Genomic DNA, 12,445 nt, shown 5'->3' on the forward strand with positions numbered 1-12,445 from the left:
GCCGGCCGCTCCACCCTGCATGGGGCGCGCGTGGCTGGCAAGGCTTGGCAAAGCGGGTGGCACTTCGTATGGGAAGGGCATGGACCTGCCCTATCACACCCCGCTGACGCCCGCGCTGCAGACACGGCTCGGCCTCGATCCGACGGCGCCGCTGGCCATGGCGGACCGGGTGCGGTTTTCCGAACTTGACGTGCTGAACCACGTCAACAACGCCGTCTACATGCAATGGTTCGAGCGGCTGCGCATCCGCTATACGCAGGACTGGGGGCTGTCACGCTACATGGGCGCGGGCCACGATCCCCGGATTGTCATCCGCTCGGGGCAGATCCACTACCGGCAGGAGATGCGGATGGATGAGGATTACATCGTCACCTGCGGGTGCACGGCGTTTCGGACCACGTCCTTCTCGCTGGCGCAGGCACTTTGGGCGGGCGGCACGCTGCGCGCCACCTTCGACTGCGTTCTGGTCCTGCTGACGGCGGACGGCGCGGCGCGCTACCCGATCCCGGAGGCGGTGCGCGCGCGGTTCATCGCGGTGGACGGCGCCCACGAGGAAACGGCCCGACCGGGGGTGGCCTGAAGCCCACCCCACCTGCCAGCACGACGGGTGCAACTGACCGGTAGGGTGGGCTTCAGGCCACCCCTGCTCGCCCTCGATGCCGGCGAACGAAGCTCACAAGCTGCGCGGTCGAGGCATCCTTGTCCGCGGCATCCGAGCGGCCCTCCACAACCGGCTGCAAGGAGGTGGCAAGCTCCTTGCCCAGCTCCACGCCCCATTGGTCATAGGAGTTGATGCCCAGGATCACGCCCTCGACAAACACCCGGTGTTCGTAGAGCGCGATGATCTGCCCTAGCGCAAACGGATCGAGCTTGGGATAGGCCAGCGTCGTCGAAGGGCGGTTCCCGGCGAATACGCGGTGGCGCGCCTGCCGCTCCAACTCGCTGCCTGTAAAACCCGCCGTCGCCATCTTCTCTCGCGCAGCGTCGATGTCGCGTCCGCGCATCAGCGCCTCGGACTGGGCGAGGCAATTTGCGATCAGCAGGTTGTGGTGATGCGCGAGCTCGGGCTCGTGCCCTTCCGCGGCGATCATGAATTCGCAAGGCACGACGCGGGTGCCCTGATGGATGAGCTGGTAGAAGGCGTGCTGCCCATTGGTGCCGGCCGCCCCCCAGACGACCGGGCCGCTGGGCCGCGTCAGGGGTGTCCCATCCATCTCGACCCCCTTCCCGTTCGACTCCATCTCGAGCTGTTGCAAATAGTCCGGCAGCCGCGCCAGCCGCTGATCATACGGCAGCACGGCCCGGCTGGCATGACCACAGACCTGCGCGTGCCAGATCCCGACCAGCGCCAGCAGCGCGGGCAGGTTCTCCGACCAGTCTGCGGCCTTGAAATGCTGATCCATCGCCTGCCCGCCCCGCAGGAAGGCATCGAAGGCCTTCGGCCCGATCGCGATCATCAGCGCAAGGCCGATCGGCCCCCACATGGAATAGCGCCCCCCGACCCAATCCTCGAAGCCAAAGACGCTTTCGGCCGGAATGCCGAAGGCCTTGGTCTTCTCTTCGGCGGTACTGAGTGCTGCGAATTGCGTCGCCGGGTCGCCGCCGTGGTCCTGCATCCAGGCCTTTGCGGTGCGCGCGTTCGTCATCGTCTCGATGGTGGTGAAGGTCTTCGAGGCAACGATCACGAGGGTTGTCTTGGCATCCAGCCCGCGCAGCGTATCCGAGATGTGAGCCCCGTCCACGTTCGAGACGAAATGGCAGCGCGGACCGTCGTGATAGGGGGCAAGCGCCTCCACGGCCATGGCAGGCCCGAGATCGGAACCGCCGATGCCGATATTCACCACATCGGTGATCTCGCTGCCGCGGATGTGGTTGGCATAGACGCGCATCCGCTCCAGCGTCGCAAGAACGCCGGGCATCACGTCGAAGCCATCGACGAAGACTGGCCCGCCATCGAGGTTGCGCAAGGCCGTGTGCAGCACCGCGCGGCCCTCGGTGTCGTTGATTGCAGCACCCGAGAACATGGCCGCGCGCTTGCCCTCCACATCCGCGGCCTCGAGCAGATCGATCAGCGCGGCCCGTGTCTCGGCGTCGATGTTGGTCTTCGAATAGTCAAAGAACATGTCGCCCGTCTGGGCCGAGAACGCCGGGGCACGGCCCGGATCGTCAAAAAGCGACAGGATCGGCCGCTCGGCCGTGTCCGCCTGGCGCGCCGCAAGCGCCTGCCAATGCTGTGTCAGGCGGCCCAATGGACGATTCCTCCGGAGATGACGGCGGAAATGGGTGCGTCGGCGGGCGGCAGGGACTGCGCCTTTTCGAAGGCGGCCCGTTTGTCCTCGCCGAAGATCACCAGATGCTTGTCCATGGCGCCGTCAAGGGCCGCCGCGCTGAAGGTGATCCGGGGTTCCGGCTGATCCGCCGGCGTCACGGCGCAGAGCAGCGGCGCGTCCCGGGCCATGGCGGCCTCGGTGCCCGGGGCGCCGGGAAAGAGCGAGGCGGTGTGCATATCTGCCCCCATGCCCAGCAGCAGCACCGAAATGGGCATCTTGTCCGCCAGTGCCTCGGAAAGCTGCGGCGCGGCCTCCGCGGCGCTCAGACCCTCGCGGTAGAAGGGGATGAACTTCGCGGCGGCCGCATTCCCGGTGAGCATCCGCGCCTTCACCAGGCCCGCGTTCGAGCGGGGGTGATCCTCGGGCACCCAGCGCTCGTCGGTCAGCATCACATGCACGCGCGCCCAGTCGATCTCGACCGAGCTCATCGCATCGAAGATCGGCCCGGGCGTGGTGCCGCCCGGCACGGCAAAGCTCGCCACCTCGTGCTGCAACAGGCATTTGCGCAGGTCGCTGGTGATTGCATGGGCGACATTCATGATCGCCATGTCGCGGTCCGCATTCTCCTTGAAGATCATGGGGTCACCTCCCGCCAGTCCCGGTTGTCACGACGCATCAGCTGAGCCGCGGCATCCGGCCCCGCGCTGTGGCTGTCGTAAGGCTTGGGCACATCACCGCGGTTTGTCCACCCCTCGATGATCGGATCGGTCCAGGCCCAGGCGGCTTCGACCTCGTCGCCGCGCATGAAGAGGGTCTGGTTGCCCCGGATCACATCCATGATAAGCCGTTCATAGGCATCGACATTTTCAGCCCCATCCGGCCCCAGTGCATCCGCGAAAGTCATGTCGAGTGGCACGTCGATGAGCCGCATTCCGCCGGGTCCCGGCTCCTTGATGGTCACGCTGAGCTTGATGCCTTCATTCGGCTGCAGCCGGATCGACAGCACGTTGCGATGCCGCCCGGCCTCTTCGCCGAAGATCGAGTGCGGCGTGTCCTTGAAGACGATCGAAATCTCCGAGGAGCGCGCCACCATCCGCTTGCCGGTGCGCAGGTAGAACGGCGTGGCGGCCCACCGCCAGTTGGCGATGTGGGTCTTGAGCGCGATGAAGCTCTCGGTCCTCGATTTGGGGTTTTCCACGGCCGTGCGGTAGTCCGGCAGGCTCTCGGGGTCGTCCGGGTCGGCGCTGTACTGGCCGCGCACGATGTGATGCGGCTGCACCGGCTCGAGTGCGCGGATCACCTTGAGCTTTTCATCGCGCACCGCATCAGGATCGAACCGTGCAGGCGGCTCCATCGCGATGAGGCAGAGAAGCTGCATCAGGTGGTTCTGCACCATGTCGCGCATGGCCCCCGACTTGTCGTAGTAGTCGCCACGCCCGCCCACGCCCACGGTTTCGGCCACGGTGATCTGGATGTGATCCACGAACTGGCTGTTCCAGAGCGGTTCGAACAACATGTTGCCGAAGCGCACGGCCATGAGGTTTTGCACCGTCTCCTTCCCGAGATAGTGATCGATCCGGTAGATCTGGCGCTCGTCGAAGAAGGCCGCGAGATCCTGGTTGAGCTGCCGCGCCGAAGCCAGATCGCGCCCGAACGGCTTTTCCACGACGATACGGCTGTCATCATCGGTCAGCCCGTGGGCGTTGAGCCGCTCAGCCAGATCGCCGAAGAGGCCCGGTGCGACCGAGAAGTAGAACGCCCGCACCACTTTGCGCCGCATGTGGCCGGCCAGGGCGCGCCAGCCGGTTTCGCCGCGCGCATCAATGGCGACGTAAGACAGCGTCTCCAGAAAGGCGCTCAGCTTGTCTTGGTCGACAGCCTTGCCGTCGCCGAATTCCGCGATGGCCTCTCCGATCATCTCGCGGTAGGCCGCATCGTCCATCTCGGCCCGCGCGGCGCCGATCACCCGCGCCTCCGGAGGCATCTGGCCCGCGCAGTAACGCCGGAACAGCCCCGGCAGAATCTTGCGGCGCGCCAGATCGCCCGTGCCGCCGAAAATCACGAGATCGAAGGGATCAACGGGTATAACGCGCGAAACCATAAGGGGTCTTTCCTGAGTGGGTGGCGCGTTGGCCACTGTTCATGTTAGCGCAAACATGCCGCGAATGAAACCTGATCACAAGAGCGTGCAGGTGGGTCAAAAGCTGTTTTCTTGCATTTACCTATCCCCTAGCACAAGGTCACGGCAACAGGCACGCAAGGACCACGACCCAAATGAAAGATCTGGCACCGGCCAATGCAGGCAAGTTCATCGACCCCGAGGTGACCGCCGAAGGTGAACCGCGTGCGACCGTCGCCCTGACCGCGCCAAAGACGCTGTGGTTCAACACCGGCACGCTCTGCAACATCGCATGTCTGAACTGTTATATCGAGAGCAGCCCGTCGAACGACCGGCTGGTCTATATCACCGCGGATGAGGTGTCAGATTACCTCGACCAGATCGATGCGCGCGGCTGGCCGATCTCGGAGATTGCATTTACCGGCGGCGAGCCCTTCATGAACCCCGAGATGATCGAGATGGCGCGCCGGTCGCTGGCGCGCGGATATGAGGTTCTCATCCTGACAAATGCCATGCGCCCGATGATGCGGCGCAAGATGCAGGAGGGTCTGAAAGAGTTGAATGCCGCCTTCCCCGGCAGGCTGACCCTCCGGGTTTCTGTCGATCACTACGAGGCGGACCTGCACGATGCTGAGCGGGGCGCCGGCGTCTTCGAAAAGACCCTCCACGGCATGAGATGGCTACGGGACAACGGGCTGCGCATGGCCGTGGCGGGCCGCTCCATCATGGCGCATGACGAGGCGGAAAGCCGGGCGGGCTATGCCGCGTTTTTTGTCGAGCACGGCTTTGACATCGATGCCGACGATCCGACGATGACGGTTCTCTTTCCGGAAATGGACGAGACGGTCGAGGTGCCTGAAATCACCACCGCCTGCTGGGGTGTCTTGAACAAATCCCCCGATGCGCTGATGTGCGCTTCCTCGCGGATGGTGGTCAAACGCAAGGGCGCGGATCGGCCTGCTGTTCTGGCCTGCACACTGCTGCCCTACTCGCCGGAGTTCGAACTCGGCCACACGCTGGCCGACGCCGAAAAGGCGGTGGCATTGAACCATCCGCATTGCGCCAAGTTCTGTGTCCTCGGCGGGGCCAGCTGTTCAGCCTGATCAGCCGGGAGCCTCCGCTGTCGGACGCAGTTCAGTGCAAGGTAAATTCGCCAGTCACATTGCGCCACTCGCCCGGGCTGATCATCTTGCGGTGGGTGAAGCGCACCGAATGCAGCGGACCTTCGATTTCCGACTTCCAGAAGTCGACGAATTCAAAGAGCCGCGGATGGTCTGGCGCAATGTCGTATTCCTGCCAGATGAAGCTGTTCAGAACGTTCTGATAGTCGGGCATGCGGTAGAAGAATTCAGCCGTGGTCAGGCCGTATCCTTTCAGCATCAATTCGGTTTCGGATCGGTTCATGTGTGTCTCCGCAACTGGTTAACGGGTCCAGAATGGCAGGATCAAATTACTTTTCAATAAAAACAGCCTGTTATCACTTGATGTGCCCGGCTGCCAGCCGGAGGAGACGTGAGGGATTGCACCCTATGTGTCCCCTCTGATAGTGTTGATCCACAATATATAGACCCTGCGGAAAAATTGGGCAATTTACGTGAGCGACACACCACAACCCCCTGAAAATGATGATGAAATGATGCCGGAGCGCCCAGCCTACGATGGGCCGACTGTCAGCATCGAGCATGAGATGCGCACGTCTTATCTCGATTACGCGATGTCCGTCATCGTCAGCCGGGCGATCCCGGATCTGCGGGATGGCTTAAAACCTGTGCATCGCCGCATCCTTTTCGCCATGCATGAGACGGGCAACAGCCACGACAAGGCCTATCGCAAGTCTGCGCGCCCGGTCGGCGACGTGATGGGTCAGTATCACCCACATGGCGATTCGGCGATCTACGATGCGCTGGTGCGCATGGCGCAGGATTTCTCCATGTCGCTGCCTCTGCTCGACGGCCAGGGCAATTTCGGGTCGATGGATGGGGATAACCCCGCGGCAATGCGCTACACCGAAGTGCGCATGGACAAGCCTGCCGCCTATCTCTTGAACGATATCGACAAAGACACCGTCGATTTTCAGGACAATTATGATGGCAAGCAGCAGGAGCCCACGGTGCTCCCTGCCCGCTTCCCGAACATGCTGGTCAATGGTGCCGGCGGTATTGCAGTCGGCATGGCCACAAACATCCCGCCGCACAACCTCGGCGAAGTGGTCGATGCGACGCTGGCGCTGATCGAAGACCCGGACCTGACCTCTGAACAGCTCATCGAGTATGTGCCCGGCCCCGATTTCCCGACAGGCGGGATCATGCTGGGTCGCTCCGGCGCGCGCAAAGCCTATCTGGAGGGGCGCGGCTCGGTCATCGTGCGGGCCAAGACGCGCTTGGAAGAGCTGCGCAAGGACCGCTGGGCGATCGTCGTGGATGAGATCCCCTATCAGGTGAACAAATCCACGATGATCGAGAAGATCGCCGAGCAGGTGCGCGAGAAGAAGATCGACGGCATCGCCCATGTGCAGGACGAATCCGACCGCAACGGGGTGCGCGTGGTGATCGAGCTCAAGCGCGATGCGGTCTCGGACGTGGTGCTGAACCAGCTTTACCGCTTCACACCGATGCAGACCTATTTCGGCTGCAACATGCTGGCACTGAACGGCGGCCGGCCCGAACAGCTGACCCTGCGCAAGTTCCTGACCTACTTCATCGATTTCCGCGAGGATGTGGTTGCGCGCCGCACGGCTTACCTGCTCCGGAAAGCGCGGGAGCGCAGCCATATTCTCTGTGGTCTGGCCGTCGCGGTCACCAATATCGATGAGGTGGTGGCCTCCATCCGCGCGTCTGCCGACGCGGCGGAGGCCCGCGAAAAGCTGATGACGCGGCGCTGGCCCGCCGAACAGATCCTCGATTACATCGCCCTGATCGACGATCCGACCCATACGGCCAATGACGACGGCACCTACAACCTCTCCGAGGCGCAGGCCCGCGCCATTCTCGAACTGCGACTGCAACGGCTCACGCAGATCGGCGTCAAAGAGGTGACCGACGAGCTCGAAGAGCTCGCGGGCAAGATCAAGGAGTACCTCGAGATCCTCGGCAGCCGCGAGCGGATCATGGGCATCATCGCCGACGAGCTGCGTGAGGTGCGCGAACTTTTCGCCGTGCCGCGTCGCACCGAGATCGTCGACTGGTCTGGCGATATGGACGACGAAGACCTGATCGCGCGCGAAGATATGGTCGTGACCGTCACCTCGGGCGGCTATATCAAACGCACGCCCCTGGCCGATTTCCGCAGCCAGCGCCGCGGCGGCAAGGGGCTCGCTGGCATGCAGACAAAGGAAGAGGATGTGGTCACCACCCTCTTCGTCGCCAACACGCACACACAACTGCTCTTCTTCACCACGGACGGGATGGTCTACAAGCTCAAGACCTGGCGCCTGCCGCAGGGCGGGCGGACATCGAAGGGCAAGGCGATTGTGAACATCCTGCCGATCCCCTCGGGTGTCTCGGTGGCCGCGATCCTGCCGATCGACCGGCCGGAGGAGGACTGGTCGGAGCTCCAGATCGTCTTCGCGACCTCCGCGGGCACCGTCCGGCGCAATGCGCTGAGCGATTTCACCAATGTGAAATCCAATGGCAAGATCGCGATGAAGTTCGAGGACGAGCACGCCGAGACCACGCTGATCAACGCGCGCATCGCCTCACCGGATGACGACGTGATGCTGGTCACCGCCTCGGGCCGGGCGATCCGCTTCCCCTCGACGGACGTGCGGGTTTTCAACTCGCGCAGCTCGGTGGGCGTGCGCGGCGTGAAACTCAACGGCGACGACAAGGTTGTCTCCATGTCGATCATTCGGCATTTCGATGCCACGTCGGATGAACGCGCGGCCTATCTCAAGATGCGCCGCGCCATGGCGGGGATCGCAGATGATGCAGAGAGCAACGGCACGGATGAGGAAGAGACCGACGCGAACGCCACCATCAGCCCCGACCGCTATGCCGAGATGTCGGCGGCGGAAAACCTGATCCTGACGCTGACGGCGGGTGGTTCGGGCAAGCTCAGCTCCAGCCACGATTACCCGGTGCGCGGCCGTGGCGGGATGGGCGTGCAGGCCATGGACAAGGCGATGCGCGGCGGTGCGCTTGTGGCCTCTTTCCCTGTCGAGATGGACGATCAGATCATGCTGGCGACCTCCAAGGGCCAGTCGATCCGCGTGCCGGTCGAGGGCATCTCCTTCCGCTCCCGGTCGGCAGGGGGCGTGAAGGTGTTCGACACCGGTCAGGGCGAAGAGGTCGTGAGCGTCGCCTGGATCGCGGATCAGGGCGAGGCCGCCGAAGAGGCGACGGAGGAATAGACGCCGATGCCTTGCCCCCCTTGCTTCAAGGGAGTGTTAAGCCCGGCGCGATAGACCCTGGTGGCGCAGAGTTCGCCAAGGGGTCTCCACATGCTGCACAGGGTTCTGGCGCCAGCCATTCTTCTTCTCGCCGCGACGGCCGCGGCTGCGACACAGTTTCAGAGCGGCGATTGGGCGGCAGCGAAGATGGGCAACCGCTGCTTCGTCTATACCGAACGGGCCGCGCCGGACACCTCGGGGACACTGATCTTCAGTTTCGATGTGAAGGGCTTCAACGCTGCCTTTCAATATGAATACACCCCCTGGCCCGGTGAGACGGACGCCCCATGGGATGAGGAGGATGCGGTCGTCCTCGAGGTTGATGGATCTGCACTCTGGCTTGGTGACGAGATGTTCACGGGCTACGGCGCCGGCGGCTACGTCGCGGAGATGACCGCCGGTTTCGTCCCCGAGATGCTGTTGAACACCATGAGTGCCGCGCAGTCGGTCACGGTCGCCCTTGATCGCGTTTTGCTTGGTGAAACATGGGTTTACGGGGTGTTCTCCATCTCGGGCTTTCGCGAGGCGCTGGCGCGGGCCGCCGAGTGGTGCAGCTTTGATCCCCGCAACCTGCCCCGCTCTTAACGGGACCGCAAGCATTTCAGCGCAGAGTGAGCCGGTGTGACGCAAGAGGTGCTTTCATGAATGTTTACTGCTGCATGATCACGTTGAAAGACGATGCCAAAGCGCTGCTCTTTGCCAAGGCGCTGGATGACTGGATGGGCTATCTGAACAGTCAGGGTGTCATCGGCGGGTGGCGACTGATGCGGCGCAAGCTCAATCTCGCGGCCGATTGCTACCGCGATTTCCTGCTGGAGATCGAGGTGGATGGCCTCGCGCAGCTGGACGACGCCTTCCGCCTGACCGGCGCGCATGACGATGATGTCGCGCAGATGCACCGCGCCGTGAACGATCTGATCGCCTCGGCCGATTTTGCGCTCTACCGCCCCTACCCCGATATGGAGCGCGCCGAGCGTATGGCGCTGCTCTGACGGCTACAGGTCGTAGATGTCGGAAAATTTCTGCTTCAGATAGGCCAGCAGCGGCGCTTCCGAGGGGGCGGCACCGCAGGCCCGCGCAATGACTTCGCGCGGCGCATAGAGCCCCCCGTGCCTTTGCACGTTCTCCCGCAGCCAGGCGGTGGCCCCGGATGCGTCCCCACGGGACAGCTGATCATCAAGGTCGGGAACCGCGGCGCGCATGGCCTCGTGCAGGCAGCCTGCATAGACATTGCCGAGACTGTAGGTCGGGAAATAGCCGAACAGCCCCACAGACCAGTGCACATCCTGCAGCATGCCGTTCGAGGGTTTGTCGACCGCAAAGCCGAAATCTGCGGCAAAGCGGTCGTTCCACGCGGCCTCCAGATCGGCCACGCCGAGATCGCCAGCCATCAGCGCGCGCTCCAGATCGAAGCGCATCAGCACATGCAGGTTGTACTGAAGCTCGTCCGCCTCGGTGCGGATGTAGCCATCGGCAACGCGGTTGACGCTGGCATAGAAGGTCTCTTCATCGCCAATGCCGAAGTCGCCGAAGGCGTCCCGCATCTGGCCGAACAGCCAGCCCGTGAAGGCGCGGCTGCGCCCGATCTGGTTTTCGTAGATGCGGCTCTGACTTTCGTGCACCCCCATGGACACGCCCGCGCCCAGCGGGGTCAGCAGATAGGCGCGGTCGATGTTCTGCTCATATGTGGCGTGTCCAACCTCGTGAATGGTCGAATAGAAGCAGTTGAAGGGATCTTCGGGATTGGTGCGCGTCGTGATCCGCACGTCGAGCCCGGATCCGGAGCTGAAGGGGTGCACCGCCTTGTCGACCCGCCCATGGGTCATGTCGTAGCCGAAGACCTCCGCCAGTGTGCGCGACAGCGCCATCTGTGCCGCCTCGTCGAAGCGGCCGGTCAAGGCCGGGGGCGCCGGCGCCTCGCGGACCGCGGCGCGCAGCTCAGCAAGCGCCGGCCGCAGCGCGCCGAACATCGCGGCCAGCTCATCGCCCGTGGTCCCGGGCTCGTAGTCGTCCAGAAGTGCGTCGTAGAGCGGCCCGCCCTCCGACAGCGCCTGCGCCTCTTCCCGGCGCAGCGCGATGATCTCCTTGAGGATCGGCGTAAAGGAGGCGACATCCTCGTTGGCACGCGCCTCGGCCCAGATGCCCTGTGCCTCTGAGGTCACCCGCGCGATGCGCGTGGCCAGCGCGGCGGGCACCTTGCTGTTGCGCGCGTGGCTGCGGCGGATGTGACGCAGCTGTGCCTGGGCCGTCGCGTCGAGCTCTGCATCTTCGAGTGCCGCAAGCCACTCACCCACCTGCGGATCGATCCGCCGGGCATGCAGAACACCGGCGATTGCGGCACATTCCTCGCCGCGTTGCGGCCCCGCACCACGCGGCATCATGGTCTCCTGGTCCCAATCGAGCCGCCCGGCGATCTGGGCCAGCGCTTCGGTCTCGCGGGTGAAGGCCATCAAGGCGTCATAAGCGGTCATGCGGAAGATCCTCGCAACGATGTGGCCAGCGGGTAGCCGCTGAGGAAACGGGCGCGCAGGATCAGGACCCAGAGGATCACGGCCATCAGCTGGTGGACCAGCGCGATATGTACCGGCGCGCCGTAGAGCACCGTTCCGATGCCGATCACGATCTGCAAGGCGACGGCGGCCAGCACTGCGTTGAAGGCAAAGCGGGTTGCGGCATGCGCGGACTTGCGCCCGCGCAACCAGACGATGATCGCAAAGAGGGCCAGCAGGTAGCCCGTGACCCGGTGGATGAACTGCACCAGCCCCGGGCTTTCGAAGAAGTTGCGCCACATCGGCTCGAACACGAAGGCGCTGGCGGGAAACAGCTGCCCCCCCATCAGCGGCCAGTCCGTGTAGCTGCGGCCGGCGTCGATGCCGGCGACCAGCGCCCCGATCAGGATCTGCAGGAACGCGAAGTGCAACAGACCGGTGGACATGCCCCACTGCTTTGCCTCCTTCGCCCGTCGCGCCTGCATCAGATCGCGCGCGGACCGGCCCAGTTGCAGCACGTACCAGGTGATGAACCCGAGGATCACGAAGGCAAGCCCCAGATGCGTGGCGAGCCGATAGCTCGCCACGTCCACCATGCCCTCGCCTTGTGTGACCCCCGAGGCCACCATCCACCAGCCGATGGCCCCCTGCGCGCCGCCGAGCGCGCCGAGCCACAAAAGCTTGGGCGTCCAGCCCGGTGGGATCTGACGGCGGATCGCAAACCAGCCAAAGCCGAGCGCCCACACGAGGCCGATCACGCGTCCCAACTGCCGATGACCCCATTCCCACCAGTAGATCACCTTGAAGTCCTCAAGCTCCATCCACTGGTTCTGGATCTGGAACTCGTCGATGGCGCGGTATTTGGCGAACTCGCTTTCCCACTCCGCAGCGCTCATCGGGGGCAGCGCACCCGTGATCGGGCGCCACTCGGTGATGCTGAGCCCGCTGTCGGTGAGGCGCGTGAGCCCGCCCACCGCGATCATCAGGAAGACGAGCGCAAAGAGGATCATCAGCCAGATGCGGATCGCGCCGCGCGCGCCCGCGTGGCCCTGATCAATACCGCCTGGCTGTGCGGCTGGCCGCGTGGTCGTGGCCTCGCCAACCTCCTCGAAGAGCTTGCGCTTGCTGCTCATGCGATTGTCCTTGCTTTGATCTCGCGCTGCATACCTAAGACCAACGC

11 protein-coding genes are annotated in these 12,445 nt (G+C 64.1%); 5 read left to right on the plus strand and 6 right to left on the minus strand.

The annotated features are described in order from the left end of the window. Positions 1–79 precede the first annotated feature (79 nt). Complete coding sequence (locus MUB52_RS05565) at positions 80–580, plus strand: acyl-CoA thioesterase (protein ID WP_263843215.1); 501 nt, start codon at positions 80–82, stop codon at positions 578–580. A 52-nt stretch (positions 581–632) separates the two neighbouring features. On the opposite strand, the gene pgi is transcribed toward MUB52_RS05565, so the two are convergent. From pgi to zwf, 3 genes are read right to left on the minus strand one after another with little or no spacing between them, the layout of a single operon-like run. Further along, entirely contained in the window at positions 633–2,240 is a 1,608-nt protein-coding gene (pgi, locus tag MUB52_RS05570; RefSeq protein ID WP_263843548.1) for a glucose-6-phosphate isomerase, read from the minus strand. After that, positions 2,237–2,908: a 6-phosphogluconolactonase gene (gene pgl, locus MUB52_RS05575; RefSeq protein ID WP_263843216.1), complete on the minus strand. Its 672-nt coding sequence runs from the start codon at positions 2,906–2,908 to the stop codon at positions 2,237–2,239. Before pgl ends, pgi begins: the two co-directional genes overlap by 4 nt. Continuing rightward, the gene (gene zwf / locus MUB52_RS05580; RefSeq protein WP_263843217.1) at positions 2,905–4,371 is read right to left on the minus strand and encodes a glucose-6-phosphate dehydrogenase; all 1,467 of its coding nucleotides are present in this window, start codon (positions 4,369–4,371) and stop codon (positions 2,905–2,907) included. Before zwf ends, pgl begins: the two co-directional genes overlap by 4 nt. Before the next feature lie 173 nt (positions 4,372–4,544). Between zwf and MUB52_RS05585 the strand changes: the two genes are divergently transcribed. Next, positions 4,545–5,492, plus strand: a complete 948-nt coding sequence (locus MUB52_RS05585) for a radical SAM protein (RefSeq protein WP_263843218.1) — start codon at positions 4,545–4,547, stop codon at positions 5,490–5,492. A 31-nt stretch (positions 5,493–5,523) separates the two neighbouring features. Here MUB52_RS05585 and MUB52_RS05590 read toward each other — a convergent pair whose 3' ends face one another. Further along, entirely contained in the window at positions 5,524–5,793 is a 270-nt protein-coding gene (locus MUB52_RS05590; RefSeq protein ID WP_263843219.1) for an usg protein, read from the minus strand. Between the two features lie 229 nt (positions 5,794–6,022). Here MUB52_RS05590 and gyrA point away from each other — a divergent pair, with 229 nt between their 5' ends. The 3 genes from gyrA (at position 6,023) to MUB52_RS05605 (ending at position 9,768) form a co-directional block, all read left to right on the plus strand. Beyond that, complete coding sequence (gyrA, locus tag MUB52_RS05595) at positions 6,023–8,737, plus strand: DNA gyrase subunit A (protein WP_263843220.1); 2,715 nt, start codon at positions 6,023–6,025, stop codon at positions 8,735–8,737. A gap of 90 nt (positions 8,738–8,827) precedes the next feature. Beyond that, entirely contained in the window at positions 8,828–9,361 is a 534-nt protein-coding gene (locus MUB52_RS05600; protein ID WP_263843221.1) for a hypothetical protein, read from the plus strand. A 56-nt stretch (positions 9,362–9,417) separates the two neighbouring features. Then, positions 9,418–9,768, plus strand: coding sequence for a DUF6614 family protein (locus MUB52_RS05605; RefSeq protein WP_263843222.1), 351 nt, complete (start codon positions 9,418–9,420; stop codon positions 9,766–9,768). Positions 9,769–9,771: 3 nt separating this feature from the next. Here the strand turns inward: MUB52_RS05605 and MUB52_RS05610 are convergent, their stop codons facing one another. Together MUB52_RS05610 and ctaA are read right to left on the minus strand one after the other, a co-directional pair. Continuing rightward, positions 9,772–11,247: a carboxypeptidase M32 gene (locus MUB52_RS05610; protein ID WP_263843223.1), complete on the minus strand. Its 1,476-nt coding sequence runs from the start codon at positions 11,245–11,247 to the stop codon at positions 9,772–9,774. Next, complete coding sequence (ctaA, locus tag MUB52_RS05615; RefSeq protein ID WP_263843224.1) at positions 11,244–12,398, minus strand: heme A synthase; 1,155 nt, start codon at positions 12,396–12,398, stop codon at positions 11,244–11,246. Before ctaA ends, MUB52_RS05610 begins: the two co-directional genes overlap by 4 nt. Between the last annotated feature and the right edge of the window lie 47 nt (positions 12,399–12,445).

Origin of the sequence: Roseobacter sinensis, from assembly GCF_025755255.1 — a bacterium.
Lineage (GTDB): Bacteria > Pseudomonadota > Alphaproteobacteria > Rhodobacterales > Rhodobacteraceae > Roseobacter > Roseobacter sinensis.

What these genes read in the sequence shown, in the direction of transcription:
- MUB52_RS05565 (WP_263843215.1), top strand. Translation starts at nt 80, where the DNA reads ATGGACCTGCCCTATCACACCCCGCTGACGCCCGCGCTGCAGACACGG.
- pgl (WP_263843216.1), bottom strand. Translation starts at nt 2,908, where the DNA reads ATGATCTTCAAGGAGAATGCGGACCGCGACATGGCGATCATGAATGTC.
- zwf (WP_263843217.1), bottom strand. Translation starts at nt 4,371, where the DNA reads ATGGTTTCGCGCGTTATACCCGTTGATCCCTTCGATCTCGTGATTTTC.
- MUB52_RS05585 (WP_263843218.1), top strand. Translation starts at nt 4,545, where the DNA reads ATGAAAGATCTGGCACCGGCCAATGCAGGCAAGTTCATCGACCCCGAG.
- MUB52_RS05590 (WP_263843219.1), bottom strand. Translation starts at nt 5,793, where the DNA reads ATGAACCGATCCGAAACCGAATTGATGCTGAAAGGATACGGCCTGACC.
- gyrA (WP_263843220.1), top strand. Translation starts at nt 6,023, where the DNA reads ATGATGCCGGAGCGCCCAGCCTACGATGGGCCGACTGTCAGCATCGAG.
- MUB52_RS05600 (WP_263843221.1), top strand. Translation starts at nt 8,828, where the DNA reads ATGCTGCACAGGGTTCTGGCGCCAGCCATTCTTCTTCTCGCCGCGACG.
- MUB52_RS05605 (WP_263843222.1), top strand. Translation starts at nt 9,418, where the DNA reads ATGAATGTTTACTGCTGCATGATCACGTTGAAAGACGATGCCAAAGCG.
- MUB52_RS05610 (WP_263843223.1), bottom strand. Translation starts at nt 11,247, where the DNA reads ATGACCGCTTATGACGCCTTGATGGCCTTCACCCGCGAGACCGAAGCG.
- ctaA (WP_263843224.1), bottom strand. Translation starts at nt 12,398, where the DNA reads ATGAGCAGCAAGCGCAAGCTCTTCGAGGAGGTTGGCGAGGCCACGACC.